The organism is Vibrio algarum (genome assembly GCF_028204155.1).
GTDB lineage: Bacteria > Pseudomonadota > Gammaproteobacteria > Enterobacterales > Vibrionaceae > Vibrio > Vibrio algarum.
Genome location: NZ_JAQLOI010000001.1, coordinates 22,343 through 42,552 on the forward strand (window position 1 = coordinate 22,343; position 20,210 = coordinate 42,552).

15 protein-coding genes, 1 tRNA gene and 3 pseudogenes are annotated in these 20,210 nt (G+C 38.7%); 4 read left to right on the forward strand and 15 right to left on the reverse strand.

Going from position 1 to position 20,210, the window contains the following annotated elements:
- Positions 1 to 68 precede the first annotated feature (68 nt).
- From PGX00_RS00120 to PGX00_RS00130, 3 genes are all read right to left on the reverse strand, one after another.
- On the reverse strand, positions 69 to 785 hold the full coding sequence (locus PGX00_RS00120) for a hypothetical protein (RefSeq protein ID WP_272131780.1): 717 nt from the start codon (positions 783 to 785) through the stop codon (positions 69 to 71).
- A 71-nt stretch (positions 786 to 856) separates the two neighbouring features.
- A complete protein-coding gene (locus PGX00_RS00125) occupies positions 857 to 1,516 on the reverse strand; it encodes an inovirus Gp2 family protein (protein ID WP_272131781.1) in 660 nt (219 codons plus the stop codon).
- A 100-nt stretch (positions 1,517 to 1,616) separates the two neighbouring features.
- Positions 1,617 to 2,108, reverse strand: coding sequence for a phage N-6-adenine-methyltransferase (locus PGX00_RS00130; protein WP_272131782.1), 492 nt, complete (start codon positions 2,106 to 2,108; stop codon positions 1,617 to 1,619).
- A gap of 644 nt (positions 2,109 to 2,752) precedes the next feature.
- Here PGX00_RS00130 and PGX00_RS00135 point away from each other — a divergent pair.
- On the forward strand, positions 2,753 to 3,337 hold the full coding sequence (locus PGX00_RS00135; protein WP_272131783.1) for a hypothetical protein: 585 nt from the start codon (positions 2,753 to 2,755) through the stop codon (positions 3,335 to 3,337).
- Between the two features lie 170 nt (positions 3,338 to 3,507).
- Positions 3,508 to 3,663 (forward strand): hypothetical protein, encoded by a 156-nt coding sequence (locus PGX00_RS00140; RefSeq protein WP_272131784.1) that lies wholly within the window; start codon positions 3,508 to 3,510, stop codon positions 3,661 to 3,663.
- Between the two features lie 932 nt (positions 3,664 to 4,595).
- Here the strand turns inward: PGX00_RS00140 and PGX00_RS00145 are convergent.
- The 3 genes from PGX00_RS00145 to PGX00_RS00155 form a co-directional block, all read right to left on the reverse strand.
- Positions 4,596 to 5,495, reverse strand: coding sequence for a cytidylate kinase family protein (locus tag PGX00_RS00145; protein WP_272131785.1), 900 nt, complete (start codon positions 5,493 to 5,495; stop codon positions 4,596 to 4,598).
- 80 nt (positions 5,496 to 5,575) lie between these two features.
- A complete protein-coding gene (locus PGX00_RS00150; protein ID WP_272131786.1) occupies positions 5,576 to 6,553 on the reverse strand; it encodes a pentapeptide repeat-containing protein in 978 nt (325 codons plus the stop codon).
- Between the two features lie 3 nt (positions 6,554 to 6,556).
- Complete coding sequence (locus PGX00_RS00155; RefSeq protein ID WP_272131787.1) at positions 6,557 to 7,399, reverse strand: radical SAM protein; 843 nt, start codon at positions 7,397 to 7,399, stop codon at positions 6,557 to 6,559.
- A 248-nt stretch (positions 7,400 to 7,647) separates the two neighbouring features.
- On the opposite strand from PGX00_RS00155, the gene PGX00_RS00160 reads away from it, so the two are divergent.
- On the forward strand, positions 7,648 to 8,097 hold the full coding sequence (locus PGX00_RS00160) for an NUDIX domain-containing protein (protein WP_272131788.1): 450 nt from the start codon (positions 7,648 to 7,650) through the stop codon (positions 8,095 to 8,097).
- 445 nt (positions 8,098 to 8,542) lie between these two features.
- Here PGX00_RS00160 and PGX00_RS00165 read toward each other — a convergent pair whose 3' ends face one another.
- From PGX00_RS00165 to PGX00_RS00180, 4 genes and pseudogenes are all read right to left on the reverse strand, one after another.
- Positions 8,543 to 9,229: a hypothetical protein gene (locus tag PGX00_RS00165; RefSeq protein ID WP_272131789.1), complete on the reverse strand. Its 687-nt coding sequence runs from the start codon at positions 9,227 to 9,229 to the stop codon at positions 8,543 to 8,545.
- 148 nt (positions 9,230 to 9,377) lie between these two features.
- Positions 9,378 to 9,899, reverse strand: a complete 522-nt coding sequence (locus PGX00_RS00170; protein WP_272131790.1) for a hypothetical protein — start codon at positions 9,897 to 9,899, stop codon at positions 9,378 to 9,380.
- 335 nt (positions 9,900 to 10,234) lie between these two features.
- Positions 10,235 to 11,478: pseudogene (locus PGX00_RS00175) on the reverse strand (tyrosine-type recombinase/integrase).
- A gap of 166 nt (positions 11,479 to 11,644) precedes the next feature.
- Positions 11,645 to 11,729, reverse strand: a tRNA-Leu gene (locus PGX00_RS00180).
- Between the two features lie 233 nt (positions 11,730 to 11,962).
- Between PGX00_RS00180 and PGX00_RS00185 the strand changes: the two genes are divergently transcribed.
- Positions 11,963 to 12,439 carry an RDD family protein gene (locus tag PGX00_RS00185; RefSeq protein WP_272131791.1) on the forward strand — a complete coding sequence of 159 codons (477 nt, stop codon included), beginning with the start codon at positions 11,963 to 11,965 and terminating at the stop codon, positions 12,437 to 12,439.
- Positions 12,440 to 12,536: 97 nt separating this feature from the next.
- On the opposite strand, the gene fabG is transcribed toward PGX00_RS00185, so the two are convergent.
- The 5 genes and pseudogenes from fabG to PGX00_RS00210 all read right to left on the reverse strand — a co-directional run bounded on the left by fabG (position 12,537) and on the right by PGX00_RS00210 (position 20,038).
- A complete protein-coding gene (fabG, locus tag PGX00_RS00190; RefSeq protein ID WP_272131792.1) occupies positions 12,537 to 13,253 on the reverse strand; it encodes a 3-oxoacyl-ACP reductase FabG in 717 nt (238 codons plus the stop codon).
- Positions 13,254 to 14,813: an acyl CoA:acetate/3-ketoacid CoA transferase gene (locus PGX00_RS00195; protein WP_272131793.1), complete on the reverse strand. Its 1,560-nt coding sequence runs from the start codon at positions 14,811 to 14,813 to the stop codon at positions 13,254 to 13,256.
- A gap of 151 nt (positions 14,814 to 14,964) precedes the next feature.
- Positions 14,965 to 18,065 (reverse strand): annotated as a pseudogene (locus PGX00_RS00200) (efflux RND transporter permease subunit).
- Positions 18,062 to 19,386 (reverse strand): annotated as a pseudogene (locus PGX00_RS00205) (efflux RND transporter periplasmic adaptor subunit). The pseudogenes PGX00_RS00200 and PGX00_RS00205 overlap by 4 nt, the downstream one beginning before the upstream one ends.
- The gene (locus PGX00_RS00210; RefSeq protein WP_272131794.1) at positions 19,376 to 20,038 is read right to left on the reverse strand and encodes a TetR/AcrR family transcriptional regulator; all 663 of its coding nucleotides are present in this window, start codon (positions 20,036 to 20,038) and stop codon (positions 19,376 to 19,378) included. The pseudogene PGX00_RS00205 and the gene PGX00_RS00210 overlap by 11 nt, the downstream one beginning before the upstream one ends.
- Positions 20,039 to 20,210: the final 172 nt, after the last annotated feature.

The window sequence follows — 20,210 nt, forward strand, 5'->3', positions numbered from 1 at the left end:
TTTAAAAGTAAGACATCTATTTCTTATCACTGCACTATCCAACATCAATAATTACCTAGTCTGTTTGCTCAATACGAAAGGTTCTTGAAGAAGCGTGGGGGTAATTTCAGGCGTTCTTTATGCTCTTTTTCTGGCATGATAAGCATCAAAGCAAAAGAGCTTGCCATTGTAATTACAAAGGCGTAAATGCCAATTCCCCAATAGTCAGAAACTGACCATCCCAGCAAAGACTTAATCATAACAGGCACAACAACAAACAAACCAAAACCCACCATAAGACCTATACATCCCCAGCTTTTGGCTGATTCCGATTTCTCAGATGGGGTTAGGCCATAGCAGATATCAGAATGGCACCCTTTGCAAAACATAACGCCTTCTTTAACGAATGTTTCACAGTAAGGGCAGTAGAACCCTTCAGATAGTAGTTCTGGTGGAATCTCTTTCCCTTCGTATTCATATTTGGCAATAGCTTCTGCCTGATGCTTCCAACGATACAACAACTCAACTGGATATTTATTAACATCCACATCGATCATTTTTGAACAAATTTCACAAAGCCATATACCGTTCAAGATAGATTTACGCTCTTCTTTCGATAGGTCTTGATCGTATCGTGGACCATTAGGGGATGCTGCTGTGATATGACAAGCAACACCAATACTGCTCGCTTTGCTTATGTCTGAGTTAGGACCCGTTGTTTTACGTCGGCAATCGGGGTTTGAACAGGAACACCCTACTCTGTGTTGTAAAGTTAACCTTGTTTTTTGAGTAAAGTCATCTCTCACGCACACCTCCACAGCTTATCTACAAAAGCAAACTTATATGGATTAAGTTGAGTAGTCAAAAACATTAGCTTTCAGCTATAACTATACCCAAAGTTCCTCCCTCCTCTCCCATACTGCTTGGTACTGGCTTTCGACAAGTAACTCATCCAGTTAAACACCGATTCAAAGCTGTCCCGCATAACACCATCCTTTTCGACTGTATGGCTTCCAGCAATCTTTTTAGCATCAATTCGACGAATGCCATCACAGAAATGAACCAACCCTACAGCATCATTTTCAGAGACATTTATTGCACTAGCCCAAGCACTGTTTAACATCCAAGTAAGTTCACCGGGTACTAAGTTTTCAAATCGACCAAATTGCCAGTAAGTATCTGCATTCATTAAAAAGAACACGTGATAATGTTCCTTGATTGAAGAATTAGATTCACGACACCAGACATAACGAATATTGGTTGGATGAACTCGTTTCCCTTCTTTCTGCCTACGGTTTAAATCTGCTGCTACTTTCGCTTTAAATGCTTTGATAAATCGTGAGATAGAATTATCTGAACCCGTATGCCAAGTCATTGGGTACCTAAGTACAACATGAAACACCAAGGTTCTAGGGTGTTGATTCATGGCATTAAGCAGTACTTGGTGAGTAGCGTTCAAGTAACTCTCGTTCATTGGGTGATTTGAGTTAATCGGTAGACCTAGAAACTGGCTTCCTTGGTAAGTGTTAAAGTACATGAGCATGACTCCTTGTTAATTAAGACAAACAAGAAGTCAGCTGTGTATTTTTTTACTCATTCATTCGATACGAGCAAATACCAGAAAGAGGCTTAACTCTTCACCCTTTCAAGTTATCCCTTGTTACCTTCTTCATATTCTGCTCAACGTTTGGCCCCATCACACACACCATGCTAGGAAATGGAGCGGCATCCTGCTCCTGACCGTTTTGCTGGAACTTCAGTCTACCCTTAATAAATCTAACTTCGCCGTCTGACAGACTCTCATGGAACGCTTGAGTATCTGTTCTAGCCGGAATCAACATCACAACCGTAGCTCCCTTCAATGCTTCCTCTTTTGCTTTAGTAGCAAAATCACGTAGCTTCGAATATGGAGGATTACAGTAAACCGTCTGTCCTTGCCAATCTTGTTTTAAGGCATCATCCTCAGCCGTGAAGAACTGCTCACACAAAGCCGTCTCCGGTTCCGCTGCGGCATCCAATGTAAATCCAAACTCTTCATTTAATTGCTCAAATACCGCTGATGGCGTCTGCCAACGGTCTTGTTGTTTCTCGCCATTTCTAGCACTAGAAAACATTACTTTCTTGTTCATATCGATACCTGTTTTTTGGCACACTACTACGTTGCCAGTTAAAAGCTGGCGTCACGATAAGTGCACGTGAATTAATAAACTGATTAAGCCCAAACCGGATTGCGGCTTAGAGACAAACAAGAAGGTAGGTATGTATTTTTCATCTGAAACAAATCGGTTCTATTAGATACTTATCATTGGACGCTTACGCTCCATGAATATGGTTAGTTATATTTCGATACAGATTGATGTGATGAAATTTGATTGAATGATTTTTTGAACCCAATGAAAGAATTGGTTTGTTTATATATTACTTTTTCAGACAAGCACTACTCCGCACTTTAGGGACATTTTTCTCTTGTGAAGAACGTATAGCAGTGACATTTTTACCGTGCTAACTCGCCAGTTAATTCTTAACTCACCTACCAAGCCACCTATCTAACCATATGTGAACCCATAGAAGACTCACTCCCTGAAGCATAAAACTAGTTAACCGAATAGTTAGACCAATAAACTCAATAGGTACAGGCATTAATTAACAATGAGTTACAGTGATAATCGTTAAAATTTTAAAACGTGTAAATATTTGAGAAACACAACACAAAAGCAACACCAAATAACCCTTAAAATACTACACCATAACAGTTAATAAAAAGCGGATGTAGATGAATAACGATAGCATTACTATTAACACTAAGAATCTTAGAGAGTGCCGTTTTTATTGGAGGGCGTTACAGCTTAACGACTTTCAACTTCCACAAGAACCTCAGGCAGCGAGTGACTATTGCAATAACATTAATCTTGCCCTGCATGAGCGTTTTTTGGAGACGGAAGAAAGAAATAAAAACATAACTGAACTTAAATCAGTCCTTACAAACTCACTTATACCCAACTCAGAATTAGAGTGGATATCTCCAAAAGATGAGAGATTATGTTATTGGATATGGGTATCTTGTAGGCTAGCGATAAGAGACCATTCAGGATGGTCTAGTGGTTTGAAGCTCGACTTTAACCAAGGTGACCTAGACCGGCCTTATATAGATTATGGCGTTAATCCACTCCCTTATACAGCTCAAGAAAGATACGACTTTATTATCGATTTTCTTGATAAAAGCCCTGCGAATACCGAAGAAAAAGAGAGCTACTTCAAGAGTGGCGACAGACTTGGGATCAAGTTTATTCCACCGAACATTTTCTTAAACCAGACTCGAATGACAATGAATACTGTACGTGGTTATGGAACTATGTAATTTCCAATGATGAGTTCCCGATCGTAAACTGGTTTATTCCTACTCCAAGAACCCCAAAAGACAAATTCAATGCGTCGGTTGCTGCTTTTGATATCTGGCAAACGGATGTCAGTACTAAAAAGCTGTTCATCATTCGGATGAAGAAAGCATGGAGCCAAAAGAAGCATCGTATGGCAATGGTCAAAAAGAACAAGAAGTCATATAACTTCACCATGAGCACCACAACCAAGCAGAAATTGGATGAAATGGCGCTGACTGATGATTGCAGTCGAAACGAGCTGATTGAGCAGTTAATTAATTTGGAATATTTGAAAAGAAGTAAATAGACAAATGAGAGCCTATCAACCGTAGGCTCTACTCTGCTTGATGATTGGATAATATGTAATGGCTCATACTCGATCTTACACGTTTGCTAATGAGCCACGACCAACTCGTACAGACGCCCAATGGATACGACAGAATCGCTTGGTGATCACAGGCGAGTTACAACACTCGCTGAAACGTCTCTGGACACTTTCGAGCTAGAAAGTGCCAAGGGTAAAAATTCCAACCTATCAAAATTCTGAACAAAGGCGAGTTACACAAGTTTGTCCTGAAACCTTTGTACAACTTTGAGTCAGTCGCCTTACTTAATTAGCTCTAGTATTGTAAATCATATTCACTTTGGAGCGATGTTTGCACAGATTAGCTGCACGACACATACTCATATTTACCATACGGTTATCAATTCAGTTTAAAGTTTAACGTTTAACGTTTAACGTTTAACGTTTAACGTTTAACTAGACTAAATAACCATTCTTGATCTTTCAATATTGTAATTAGAAGTAAAGCCTTCATCACCAAAACTAGAGCTTGGAGAGTAAATAACTTACTAATGAAAATGTGTCGCTATGGAATTATGCCAGAAAACTAGTTGAGATATTGATGAAGATACTTGTTAAAAACGATAAGAATGCAAATACTTGTTTCTACAAAGTTAAACTTGAATATGTAGTTTCCCTATCGAGTTAATGACCATAAAGACAAATAAACACAATGGTAAGACGGTAGCCTTCAAGAATCCTTTATATGGCGTTGATTTCAGAGATGCATTTATAATGAAAATTAAATCTCTAAACAGTCGTTAGCATACGAGCTAGATAAATAACAATTATTGGAACCAAATAATCACTATGGTATGCTAAAAATACAACTATCGTTACTATTTTAATAAAGAAAATACAGGCAACAAGTAGACTGTGTTTTCTTTATTTCAATATTACTTTTTAGGGTAGTGCGAAAACTGGAATCCAGTTGCATCTTCCCAATCATAAATATCAGACAGTGATGTGAAATTACAGACCTTTTGGGTATCAAAATTCTTTATATTAGTTTCCACAAACCTAGCAGGAACAAGAGAAATATCATTCTGACAAGAACTAATAGTTCTCATATGCCCATCCCAAATATAGATAAAATCATCAATTTTTATTATATCTACTGGATTATCACTATTAAAACCAGAACTTTTAATGCTTTCATTTACAGATTTAAACCTATCCTGATTAAAGCTTCTAATACTCTGCGTGGGGAATAATGAGCTGGGGCTTACCCAAAAATTACTACTTATGGTTTTATGTTTTGCAATATTAAACTGCTCAACAATCTTAGATGCAATTTCATTTGGAGAGGCAAAAGAAGTATCAATAACTACATCATAGTTTGAATAGTCATTTAGCTTAACGCCATACAATGATTGAAATCTTTCTATTTCTAGGTTCCGTCTTTCAATATTATTACTTTCTGTTTCTTCTAAAGAACCATTTTTTTCATCTACTCGGGAAGCGCTATACACTCTATCAGCTGCGACTTTATCGCTAACAGCTAAATAAACTTTAAAAGAATTAGGTATAAAATTCCAAGCCAAACGAGAATCTATAAGTAAATTATCTTTGTTCTTACCCAGTTCAACAACAGATGAATCAATTTTATCGTCTACACTTCTATCAGTCTTTGACAAATGATTTAACTCTAGTGTAGTTATACCCATATCTGCGGCAATACTACGCTGAATTTTTCCCGTTCCAATGACTTCAAAGCCAGTCAGTTCATTCAAGCACGTTGCAACAGAGGACTTACCGCTCCCTATATCACCTGAAATCGTTATAATATTTTTCATCAACTCATTATCTTGGGTTAAAGGTTAAACCAAGCATTATACTATAGATCAGCCTTACAGTATAGCTATGATATGCTGCTTTAGAAGTGTGACATCTTTTTAGTAAATACAGATATAGTCAATCCTAAACTAACCACTGAAAATATGAGTTGAATTACTACAAACACTTTAGCAATTCCAATTAATGAAATATCGCCAAAAACAGAGAGGCATGAAATCAACAAAGAAATGTAAACTAAATTTAGATACTCGACAAGCCCATTTGAATTACATGACAATGGTGATAATAAATCACCATCCAACATCACACCTTGGTTATTAATCAAAGGTATAACCATGTATATTAAAGAGAAGAAAAATATATTCAATAAAAAGGAAATTATGGGATTCTTCACTTTAACACCGTACCCCCAAATTAATTCACTTAAAACATATTCAAAAAAAGATGAAATATTTCTTCCTTTTGACATTCTTAGATATTTTCTATGTTTGTAATAATAACTAGTTGCATGACCGGAGTAGTTATTATCCATTAAAACCCTATATATAGATTTGTATACTTCACTTTTTCTCTTGTACGTTCTGTTAAGATCATCCTCTTTGCGCTTGAAAATATATCCATGATCTGAATTCATACGACGAATTCCAGGTTGAGAACTTTCCAACTCATGAATATCTGGAATTATATCACCTCGTTTCACAGTGTAAAAGCTGCTAATTATATCTTCATCATTAATTCTTTTTCTCTCGTACCCCAATTTAGCTTCATCACCAAAATCTATCGAAGTGCATATAGTATCCTTAAATCTTATTCCGTTCAGCATTGCGTTTTTGAAGATTGCTTTGGTTCCATCACAAGATATAACTCTCGTGAAATATAATACCGCCCCTTCAAAATTAGCACAGTATAAATCACAATCCGTAAATATAACATGACTTAGATCTGCTCCTTTGAACGAGCAATGTCTAAATGTGCAATTTTTGAATTCAATTCCATCAAGAAATTTACGATCAAAATTTTCATAATCAAAATTTAAACCTGTATACTTACCCTGCATATATTACCACCCTGGAAAAGATAGTTTTGAGTTGTGAATGTTCTTATCATTATCGATGTGCTCAATAGCACTATTGAATATATTATTATCAAAACAACCTTCATCCATCAAGAAACCGTGTTTCTTTTCTCCACTAGAACTGACAGAAATCATTTGAGAATCTGGATCAACAATCAGATAATTATCATTTCCAGTATAATTAGATAAATAAATTTCGAATTTATTATTATGCTCAGTTTTTATAGTATCAATAACTGCCTTGACATAATTGTAATCAATAGACACATCATCAAGTATATTGACAGCATTACCTCTAGGTCTAAGCATATATAACTTCCAAATACCTATATCAAATTTTGATAAAGCTTCATAAATTTTAGGAATTTCATCGATATTTCTTTTTGTTAAAACCGTTCCTACCTTTATATTATTAAATCCAGATAAATTAAGCTTTTTAATAAGCTCAATACTTCTTTTAAAATGTTTTTTGCTAGTCCTATGATAAAGTTGTGTTTCATCCTCTACTCCATCAATAGGGATCGCAATCCATTCAAAATTATCAGTTAGCCTAATCAGACGAGAAGGATAAGAAGCGTTAGTTTGAATACTTACATCTAGCCCTACCAAGCAGGCATAGTTAATTATTTCGTCAAAGTGCCTATAAAGAGTTGGTTCTCCGCCTGCAAAAATTACTTTTTTCACACCAGAGTCTTTTATTCCTTTAAGGATTTTTTTGTGTGATTCAACTTCAATGTCTGCTATTTCAGTACTTGGACCATAACAAAAAGGACATTTTAAGTTACATTTAGATGTGAGCATGTAGTCAATAGTTATTTCACTTTTCATTATTAATAATAGACCTTCTTTATTATGGAATATGTTCGATAAAACCATCTTACCGATAATAATTCATAGACTCGTGTCACAATACCCAATTAATAATGCTATATTTTTCTATTATAAGTATTCATAGATATAAATCAACGAATGTTAGGTTAGATTGAAATACGCTATAAAGTCTTCATCAACCTAAAAGTGAAACACGAATTAGTCTCGTGTATGTTTGAAAACTAACTTTTTAAATAAGGTATCTTATGCCCCGTGTATCTGTACGTGCAGTAGTAATTGAGAATGATAAAATACTTTTGATCAGATATAAGGATTCCGAAGGATATTGGTATGTACTTCCTGGAGGAGGTATTGAGGATGGGGAATCATTAGAAGAGGCCTTCGCAAGAGAAACTTACGAAGAGTGCGGCGTTTCTTTACCATTTGGAGATATTGTTTATGTTAGAGATTTTATCTCGAAAAACCATGCTCAATCAAACAAGCCACAAGATTTTCACCAAATTGACATAAATGTACTTAGTTCTTATTTAAGTGATGATGTTACATTAAAGCCCACTCTTCCTGATGAGAATCAAGAAGGATTAATTTGGCAGGAACTCCGTGATTTGGACAAAATAAGGTTTTATCCAAGAAATGCAATTTACAGTCTTATGAATCAAGATTGGGAAAAAGTGTATATTGGAGAATCGCTGTAGGTTTGTTTTGAATAAGCTATGTTACCACTTCTATTGTCAGTGGTATGAACTCATACTAGAGAACTACTTGTAATTTCAGGTATCCAAAATACATCACGGTCCTCGAACTCACGTCAAGCTCTAGTATTGAAAAGCAATTGGAGCTTTATTTATAAAAATACAACCGCACTGCTTCAAACGCTTGATCCAAAAATAGACCATATTAAACAACAGCAATACACAGCGTCCCTTGCAATCTCTTTTTCATTAGTAATTGTAGCGGCATATGGAAAAAGTGGTTTTGCGTGCAATTATGGGTAACTCGTTTCGGGGCAGAACCTTTTTTAGCCGATCCGTTGAACAAACTTATTTTTGGACATTTCCGTGTCAGTGAATCTACTAATTTAGATATGTACGGATTACTTCGAGTAAGGCGAATCGTGACATAGTCATTTGTTATGTACGTTTAACCAGATGCTACTAAATACGCTAGATAAGTGACATACAAGGTTAAGATCGCAACGCCTGCCATGACAGCAGCATAAAATGTTTTTGCCAATGTCTCATATAGGTAGCTTGAGAAACTTTTCAGCCTTACAGCACTTCTAAACTCCAGTACAAACAACTGAGCTTTTTCCTTAATACTCAATCGTCTATCAACGCTAGTCGCCCGAGAATAGAACACTGTCTGCTTCATGAATTTTAGTATTCTTTTCTCTGTTAACTCTAAAGGATTATCAGTGTAAAAAAGCAGTATTGAGGGGTGTTCGATACTAGATATGTCACACTTTCTTCGCTTCAAGAAGACCTGTATTCGCCCTGTATTCGAATGATTAATATCCAGTACTACACCATATTCAAAGTGAAGGGTATCTATCCTTTCCCCGTCTTTAGTTTCCCATTCACCCGTATTTGTCAGCCGATCGTTTTGGAAAAATTGTAACGAATCAAAGCCCCAATAACCATTTTCTACACAATTCACATCTGTTTTTTCTACTCGAAAATCGCTGAGGTAAGCTTTGTTTTCTTGCAAAAATTCAAGGAGAAATTCATATAAATGCTCTCTCACGATAGGCCAATTAACATTAGCTATCTTCTTACGTAGTTGAGTTCTACGCTCTTTCTTTTGATGTATTTTCAGCCATTTATACAATGTCAATCTCTCTCGAAAAGTACATAACACCCAATTAAGGGGTGAACAACACCTCCATCAACCTAACACATTGCGCCATAACCACTAAAATTGAAGTAGAAGCAGAAATGCCAAGCGTTGTGAATCGATCTTAAACTGATTGTTATGTTTAAATCATATGCTTACGCATTAACTCTTTACATAGCTCGCTCAAATGTTCTGCACTCATGTTGATGTGAGCTCTTGAAGCTTTATATACATCATCAGCATTTACGCTATTACGTGCGAGCTCACCAGAGTTAGCTGCCCATATAAGTGGCATTTTGGTGATTGCATAATCTTCGCTGTCAAAGTCGATTCGTTGAAAGTACAGCCCATGAAGCATTTCCATTTTTGAAATGGACTGTTCAAATAGAGCGTATGCGGCAGGATCATTTCTATAGTAACCGCTTTCACACCTATAAGTCATACGTTGAATATCAGTAATCAACTTGTCACAAGCATTTGTATAGGCAATCGAAGCTTCATAAAACTCTTCAATTTTTTGGCATATTAATTTTTTACGCTCTCGGCGGTTTGAATAGAACTGATTTACACCAAGTACGATCATAGCTATTGTTGCAGAAACAAGGATAGATATTGTTGTTACTATGTTTCCTTCCGAAAATAATAAATCTACGATTTTAGACAAAGCTGAACTTTCCTCTTTAAACAAAACGCTTTATATACGGACATTTTCCGTCTATGTTGCTGCCATTTATTATGAAACTCAAATAGTATCAACTTGTTATGTGAATCGGCATATAGTTATGGGGGCGAATTACGGAAAATTCCGTATAAGAGATCAAAGTACGGATTAGATTAACTTGGCCTATTGGTCTATTGATGTACTGGTCAGTTGTTCCATTCGCAGGTTCTGAGAAGGTTTGGGGCAAAGGCGTGATAGAGCAATCTGTCAGATCTGGTTACATCGTTGTTTCAGCTCTGATAGATTCAGTCCAGACTAATCCAGATAATAATCCTGATTTACGCTGATACAATTCTAAGGCCTTTAAATCCGACTTCAAGCGTTTCGCCTTGAGCTGCACGCTCTATTCGTTCGCTCCACCAGTTCATCATCGGGCGACGAGGCTCAAAATAGTCAGTTCTGTTATACGCCCTTCTTATCTTATTTTCTTCTTCATGCGCGAGAGCTGACTCGATAAGATCACTATTAAAACCTTCCACATTCAAAGTGGTACTGGCAAGAGAGCGCAAACCATGAGCCGTTGTTCTACCTTCAAAACCCATACGCTTTAGAGCCATGTTGGCAGTTTGAGGGTGACTATGATCCTTTGGCTTTCTATCCGCTGGAAAAATGAATTCTCTATGTCCGGATATAGGCTTAATTTCTTCTAGAATCTCGATCATTTGATCCGTTAAGGGAACAAGGTGCTCTTTCTTCATCTTCATCGTATCAGAAGGAATAACCCATACCCTGTTTTCTAGATCGACTTCTGACCATCGAGCACGTGCAGCTTCACCGGGGCGAACCATAGTGTGCAGTTGCCACATTATTAAACAGCGAGTAACAATCTTAGTATTACTCGCCTTTATGGCATTAACTAGCTCCGGGAGCTCTTCAGGAGTAAGTGCTGGGTTATGAACAACCTTCTTATTGGGATAAAGCTTTGTAATGTCTGAGATTGGATTAAACTCAATTGCACCAGAAGCAACACCCAGTCTCATTATCTCATTCAGGATAATACATAGACGTTTTACTGTTTCGATCTTCCCTTCCCGAGCTATGGGGTCAAGAATACCCTTCACCAGCATAGGCTTAATATCGGTTAAAGGAAGAGGGTCGAGTTTATTAGACAGATACTTGGCAAGCATCTGCTTACGCTTAAAGTACGTGCTTTCTAGAGTGTTTTTTTCTTGAGATCTAGCCAACGTTCAGATTGTTTAGCAAAAGTATTTTCAATTGCTTCAAGTTCTTCTGTTTCCGTTGTGAGCTTATAGACTTTAGGATCAATGCCGTCAGCAACCAATGCTCTGGCTTCATCTCGTTTTTTTCTTGCTTGGGCTAGGGTTACTTCGGGGTAACTACCAAAACTGATCTTAAAACGTTTTTTAGTGATAGGTACAAGATAAGTGAAAAACCAAGATTTACTGCCACTTGGTCGAATTCGCAGAGATAGACCATCGCCATCATTGAGCGAATATTCTTTTTCTTTCTGCTTAGCTTGCTTTACTTGAGTATTGGTTAGTGGGGTTACTTTCCTAGCCATAGTTCAGTTCCGCTCTACACTCAGGGTTACTTGGGGTTACATAGAGGGTTACATAAAAGGCTGGATTTCACAAGATGGGGGTAGACGCCTATAGACGGCATATTGGCTGAAACCCTTGGTATATATAACAAAAAAGGACGTCCGTAGACGTCCTTCTTCTTAAATATGGTACCGGTGGGCGGACTTGAACCGCCACGCCTTTCGGCAACGGATTTTGAATCCGTCGTGTATACCAATTTCACCACACCGGCATCTTGGGCTAAACCCTTAATGTGTTGAGCATTATACGGATGAAACTAAGTGGTGCAAGAGTAATAAACTGATTTGTGAGTTGGTTGCTGATAAATTAACCGCAGACACCCAAAAGGCTAGGTTAAAAAGAACAACATATTCTCCAAAAAGAGTAGATATTGACCAGCGCCTCTCTTTTCAAACTGACTTCAAGTCTATATGCTGTTTGAAAAATTATATTTGAAAAATCAATATGACAATAAAACACACTTTACCCCCTGCAGGAGTTTTGCGACGCTTGGCTGCCCTCTTGTATGATGGGCTAATCATCCTAGCGATTGAAATGTTTGCTGCTGGACTAATAATTGCCATTCTTGAGGCTTTTGTCGCCTTAGGTATTATGACTTATGGCTCTTATCAAGGCCCTAGCGGATTACTAAGTACTCACCCTTTCTGGAGCCATGTATTCACCATTTATTTGGGCGTCATTTGGGTTGGTTTTTTTGTCTACTTCTGGACGAAAGCCGGGCAAACTGTGGGTATGAGAACTTGGAAGTTACGGGTTCAGAATCCAGATGGAAGCCTAATTTCTCGAACTCAAGCATTAATACGTATTGGCACTTCTATTTTCGGGCTTGCTAATCTTCTCGTTCCTTTAGACCCTCAAAAACGTGGCTTCCATGATATTTGGGCAAAAACAGAAGTTGTCGTGTTACCCAAAGTACTATAAACAAACATTGCCCTACTCATTTATCGATCCTAACACTCATTATATTCCACAGTAAAAAGCGATCACTCAACGAGTAAATGATCGCTTTTTACTCATGTTAAAGCACCAACCCCCCATCAATCTTAAGTACCTGCCCCGTAATGAACTTACTTTTATCAGACGCAAGAAAAGCAACCCCATCAGCAATATCTTGTGCTGAACCCATTCTTCCCAAAGGCGTTTTTCCTTCCATAAATGCGATAACTTTTTCAGGTAACTCATTCGTCATTTCGGTTGAGATAAAACCTGGAGCAACACAATTAACTCGTATCTGAGCTCCCTTCCTAGCTAGTTCTTTGGCCCACCCTTTACTCATGCTAATAACGCCCCCTTTTGAGGCTGCATAATTGGTTTGACCGATGTTGCCGTCAGTCCCAACGATAGAGGATATATTGATAATGCTCCCCTCTCCTTTCTGCAGCATTAGTTTTGATACCTGCTGAGTAAGCATAAATACGGCTTTAAGATTCACATCTAGCACCATATCCCAATCACTAGAAAGCATCTCTCCAAGCATTGCATCTCTTGTAATTCCTGCATTATTAACTAATACATCTACACCATGAAATCGCTCATTGATTTCTTCAACAGTTTTCTCGACAGCTGTTTGGTCACAGAGATCGAGTTGATAGTCATAGAGTTCCCCACTTTTGTGCCACTCTATTGGTGCCATATCAATGGCAAGAACGAAAAAACCATCCTCAATTAATTGCTGGCTAATAGCCTTACCTATACCTCGAGCAGCTCCCGTCACTATTGCGATTTTTTTATCCATCTATTGGTTCATCCTTAAATCAAAATGAGTTTGAAAAATTTTACTGTCCATCTCTATCAGTTCAGGCGAGACCATAGGCCTAAAGTCCATTAGGGAAAGAATATCTTTTTCTAAATCGATTCCAGGCGCTATTTCTATTAGCTCCATGTCTGAATTATATAGTTTGAATACCGCTCTCTCAGTAATATAGAGCACTGGTTTCTTACTTAACTGAGCTTGCTTTGCACTAAATGTAATCTGTTCGACCTTAGATAAGAACTTGGCTTTTTTGCCTTCTGAAAGGATTTTCAAACGGCCGTTATCGCATTCGACTTCCAAACCTTTTGCGGTAAATGTTCCGCAAAAATAGACCTGTTTAGCATTCTGAGTAATATTTATAAACCCACCGCATCCAGCAATTTTTTCACCAAAACGAGAAACATTAATATCTCCATGTTTATCGCATTGTGCTAAACCAAGAAATGCTTGATCGATGCCTCCCCCATCGTAAAAATCAAACATCTGATCTTGGCTTATGATTGCCTGAGGATAAGAAGACGCTCCAAAATCTAACCCTCCCGCTGGAGTACCTCCCACAGCTCCTGGTTCAACGGTCAATACGAATTGATCGAGAATGCCCGATTCATTAGCCACAGCTGCAATGTATTCCGGTACCCCAATACCCAGATTGAGTATCGAGCCACATTGAAGTTCTAATGCTGCTCTGCGCGCTATAATTGTTTTGGCATCGAGTTTTAAAGTAGAAAAATTCTCTGGCTGTTTAGCGGTAGACGATTTGCCAACAAAGGCTGGATTCATTTGAGTGGCAAAGGTTTGCATATGTTCGGTTATATCGTGACACTCAACCACTGCGTCGACAAATATCCCAGGAATTTTGACGGCATGTGGGGATAACGCACCAGATTTAACCACCTGCTTTACTTGGACAATTACTTTTCCACCACTGTTTTTAGCGGCTTGAGCGGCGGCTAAACTTTCCACAATAAGGCACTCATCTTCCATCGTGATATTGCCATTTTCATCCGCTGTTGTTCCACGTAACAGGGCAATGTCAACAGGTAACTTATGGTAAAAAAGGTGCTCTTCTCCTTGTAGTTGGATTAGCTCAACCCAATCTTCTTTCGTCGCACAATTAATTTTTCCGCCTTCAATTCTGGGGTCAACAAAAGTACCAAGACCAACTTTACTTATGGTGCCCAACTTTCCGGCTGCGGTATCTCTAAGGAGGTGTGAAATAATGCCTTGAGGCAGGTTATAGCCGTGAATAAGCTCAGCTACAGCAAGCTCTTGCAGTTTAGGCACTAAGCCCCAGTGTCCTCCAATCACCCTAGAAACCAAACCTGGTTTAGCTAAGTGATTGACAGCCCTTCCTTTTCCGTCTCCTTGCCCTGCTGCGAAAATTAACGTTAGATCTTTAGGTGCGGCAAATTTGTCAAACCTTTCTCCAATTGCTCTTTCGATCGCTTCAGGAACAACACTACCGATAAAGCCTCCTAGCATTATCGCTTGTCCGTCTTCTATCCATTCTGCTGCTTGTTGTGCTGTGAGCTGAGTGACCACTATTCACCTTCCTTGTTTTCCTTACAGGATAGCGATTGTTAACAATAAGTTAAATTGCAAATATAGAAAGAGATAATTTCATAAATGAAACAATAAGAAATGGAATTGGACTGTTAGAAAAAACGGAGCCATCGGCTCCGTCTGTTTATGATTAAAGTTCTTTGTGTTTATGGATAAACCCCCAATCGGCCAATATGGAGTAAGCCGCAGGAATCATAAACAATACTAAGACTGTAGAAGCAAAAATGCCGAATACAATAGAGATAACAAGTGGCTGTATGACCTGAGCCTGTAAACTGGTCTCGGTGAGCAATGGGAGTAACCCTGCAGCCGTAGTCATAGAGGTTAGAAATACAGCTCTGAACCTTTCACGACTTGCTTTCACAACCGAGTCATGGACATTATCTCCTTCATCTACGTGATGTCGAATATATTGAACCAGCAATATCGAGTCATTCACTACTATGCCTGCTAACGATACAAAACCCATCATACTCGGCATACTTAGAGAGTGTCCCAAAAGGAAATGCCCCCAAACAACACCGATAAAGGCAAGTGGGATTGCAAGCATTACGACAAAGGGTTCAAGATAACTGCGAAATTGATAGCTAAGAATAACAAAAACACCAAATAGCCCAAGTAAGAAGCCTTTACCCATCGATGCTCCAGTCTTAGCAGAATCTTCAGATTGCCCTTCAAAGTCAAATCGTAAGCCGGGGTATTTCATTTTCAGCTTTGGTGCTTGTTCTGACTGAAATTGAGCGATGATGGCGGCAGAGCTTACCTTTGAGTTATCAACATCGCCATAGACACTGATTGTCCGAAGCCCATCGATACGTTGAATACGAACGTAGTTTCTCTGAAAATCCAACGTCGCAATCGTGCCAAGTGGGATCTGACTACCATCTGTCATTATGATAGGAAAATTCGCTAACTGTTGCAGGTCTCCAGCTTGAACTTTATCTAAACGAACTTCAATTGAGATATTTTCCACTCCAATTTGAATTTCATCGGCTGTTTGCCCAAAGAAGGCAGCCCTAAGCTGACTTGCGATGATTTGCCCATTTACGCCATATGTTTCTGCACCTGGACGAAGCTTTATCAGCACTTCTTCCTTGCCCATGCGCATATCATCCAACACGCCATGTACACCGTAAAACTCATTTAGATAATTTTGAATATCTATAGACGCTGCCTTTAGCTCATCAAGATCATCGTGTTTTGCTCGAATTTCTATATCTCGACCGCCCGGTCCCATGGTTGGTTGTTTAAAGACCAGTGAAATCGGTTCAGCAAGCTCACCTATATCTTCGCGCCACGCATCAACAAAATCATCGATAACCGTATTCCGTATTTCTGCCCCTAAAAGATCAAGGCGCACAGTAGCTATATGTGGACCTGATTCATCGGCATCCTGATTTGCATTAAACTGACTGGTAATATGTTTCACGAGAGGAACGCCGCCTTCCATCTCCTCGGTCCACTTTGTATTCAGCCTCTTTGCCGACTCAACCAATTTTTCAACCACAATTTCAGTTTGACTTAAAGATGACCCCGGAGGCAAAATAATTCTTGCTTCGGCAATATCACCATCAAGTTCAGGGAATGGTACAAACTTAACCGCACCACCAACGATAAGAGAGATTGAGGCAAGTAACATGGCAAATACAGCGCCAATAAAGGCATATCGGTATTTAACTACTTTATCCACTGCGTAGATAAGTGTGGTATTACGAAATTTTTCAAATCGTTCTAACAACACTCGTTTGAATTTCACTGGCTCACGCTCTTTCTTTGCCTTGTGTAGAGAATGAGAAAGGTGATTTGGAAGAATTAAGAATGCTTCAACAAGACTTAAGGAGAGCACCAAAATCAAGACTTGTGGTACTGCTTTGAGTACAGCACCCATTTCTCCATCCAGAAAGAGTAAACTTCCAAAGATACACACTGTAGTTAAAAAGGAGGATATGACACCTGGAAGTACTTTTTTAACACCGTTAACAACCGCGTCATCTATTTTTTGTCCTCGATCTAAATGCGAAGCAATGGATTCTGCAATCACAATGGCATCATCCATCATGATACCTATCGCCATCAATAGCCCAACTAAAGACATTATGTTGATAGATAATCCCAGCTGAGCCATCAAAAATAGCCCCCCATAAATGCGACGGGTAAACCAGCTGCGACCCAAAATGAGTATCTAAAACTAAAGAAAAGCCACATGGTAGCGAATACTAATATGATACCCTGCCAGCCATTGCGCACCATCATTGTCAAACGGTCCCACAATACCGACGATAGATCATTTGTTAATTCTAAAGTGACACCATCAGGGGCTACCAAACGCATATCATCAACAAATCGAACAACATTATCTTTAATTCTTAATGCATCATCTTCTTTGTTTTTACTAATTTTTAGCAGAGCAGATGGGTGCCCATCAAATAGTACCTTTTGTTCATCTAGTTCAAACCTATCCGTTATAGTTGCAATATCTCTTAAGCGAACAATCGATCCATTAGGTCCAGAGCCAATAACAAGTGTATTTAGCTCTTCAGGTGTTACTCGTCTTTCATCAAAACGAATCAAAAAGTTTTTGTCTGGCGTTTCAATATTACCACTTGGCAGTTTGATGTTTTGTTTACCGATCTGTGTGGCTATATCACCAACACTAAGACCTAATTGACGAATAGCCTGAGTATTCAGTTCAACTCTATATTGATGATCTGAAAACCCGCTAACATCAACAAGGGATACGCCATAATCAAGCTTCATAGTGCGCTTTAATTCTTCCGCATAAGCTTTAAGTTCAGGCCACGAGGTGTCCGCGGTAATAGCGACATCAACAACAGGCTCATTCCAATCTAATTCCTGAACGACTGGAGACTCTATTTCTGAAGGGAAGTCATTTATTGAGTCTATTTGTGTTTGTACATCCACCAGCATCCTGCTGATATCGGCTTTTTCGTTAAGCTTTATAATCAACCTTGCAGAGCCTTCGACCGCTTCACAGCGCGTCTCTTCAATATTCGCTAGGCCATCAACTGCATCTTCAATACGAATACAGATACTCTCTTCAACTTCTTGTGGTGACGCACCAGGGTACACCACACCAGCCATAATATATGGGGGGCTAAACTCAGGGAAGGTTTCTCGCTTTATTGTAGAAAGAGAGGTAATACCTAATATTAGCAGCGATAACATCAACAAATTCGATGCGGTAGGATGCTTAGTAAAGAAACGGATCATACCGCATCCTCCTCGGTTGTTATTGGTTGCACATCCTCAACTCTTAACAACATACCCTGTAAAGCCGGTAACAAATCATTTAATACCAGTCGCTCTCCTTGTTCTAGTTCGCCATCTATCACCACCTGGTTATCTCGACGATACAAAACGATGACTGGCCTGATATCTAACTTATTATTAGCATCCATTATATAGACACTATCACCATGAAGTGCACGCTCAGGTATAACCCAACTCGGGTTTTCTTGACCCGTCAATTCCGCGCTTACGAACATACCGTTCACCAATGCGGGAGTATTGGTTGTGTTTAACGTGGAATAGTCTTGTTCAATTTCTAATATAACGCCTGCTGTCGCTTGAGCCGCATCAACTGTTTCACTTATTCTGGCTACTTTTGCCGGCCAACGAGCGGTCAAGTTACCACTAGACAATTCAATCCAAGAGGAAATACCTTTCATATCTGGTTGTGAGATGCCTGAGTCATTGTTTATAAAACCCGCCAAACTTGAGGAAATAAGTTGTAAATCATGAATAGACAACTGTGCTTCAACTTCCATCGTATTAGTCCCATGCGCTGTCACCATGGTTTGTTGAAGATTCACAACTTGATTGTCTTCAATTTCTACTTCAGCAATACGAAGGTCCTGAGGTAATACAACAGAGGTTTTGTCTAAAGAGCGTTTCGCCTCGGATAGCTTCGATTCATTTACTTTTACCTGAGCTTGAGAAACCTTTCTTTCATCAGGATAAAGAGATAATTGATTTTGCATGTCCTGCACCAACTTTTGTTGGGATAGGTAAGTTTGGTTTTGCTGGTCAACATCCGACTGAGAAGTAAGTCCTCTTTTTTGAGATTCAGTTTTCTATCCAATTCATTTTGACTGATTGATAGTCGATTTTTCTCAATTTCCATTGTTCCTTTGAGGTTTTTTTCTTCTTGGTTTAACTTTGCCAATTGGGTTTTACTGGAACTTAGATCCGCCTCTGCTTGAGCAAGTTTCAGTTCATAATCTAATGGATCTATTCGTAATATCTCTGTACCCGCTTGAAGAATGCGGCCTTTTTCCAATTCAGGATTTCGATAAACTATCTTACCAGTCACCTCAGCTATAGCCTTCCATTCAAGCTTAGGGGTGACCTTACCAAACCCTATTGCTATAGGGGCCATTGCTTTTAACTCTAAAGGCATAACATTAACTAATCGCGCTCGATCCCCTGCTGGTTTGACAGGTAGGTCGGGTTTCATTTTTATCGCGACAACAAAAATCGCGATACCAACGGCTAAAACTGGAAAGAAAAGGAGTTTGCGGTTAATTTTCATTATTTTCTCCAAGAGAAATTTGCTTTTCTGGTGATAAAAATCCGTTTTTAAGGACGTTTATATTATGTTCTAAAAGTTGATCGAGAAACGTTTCATTCAGCTCTACGCCATGAAGAGCTAACATTGCTCTAGGAGCAATAAAGGGAAACACCATCATGCTCATAAAGGTAACACGGCATAACTTGGGGTCTATTCCTTCTCGAAGTACGCCGTCTTCAGACAAACGCTCAAACATCATTTCTTGCGCTGGTTTTGTAACCTCGCTGAATATCTTTTCTAACAACTTACGCTGTATATCTGATTCAGACATATTCATTATCTGAGCTATCAAACGAGGAAATTCAGGGGCATTAACCATGGTTTTATAATAGGCTCGCATCAAACCAATTAGAGTTTCGTGGCTGGCGAGTTTTATAAAAGCTTTCATCTGTTGATTAATTGGTTCCATCGTTTCGCGAATAACAGTTTCAAATAGACCTTGTTTGCTACCGAAGTAATATCGGATCATCGCAACATTGACGCCTGCATGCTCTGCCACTAGCCGGGTAGATACCTTTTCATACGGCATAGCCATATAGAGCTCTCTAGCATGAAAAATTAACTTTTCACGCGCTTGAGTATTTTCGTTAGGCCTACCTACTTTCCGAGTCATATGCACTCCAATTAATCAATTGATTAATTATAGGTGCCTTTAGTCTTAAACGGGTACCGATTTAATTCATCAATATTTAATCATTCGATTAATTAATGACAACTACAGACGGCTAAACTAAACGACCCTCATGCAGCGTATTCACACGTTTGTGAATCTGAATAAAAATTCA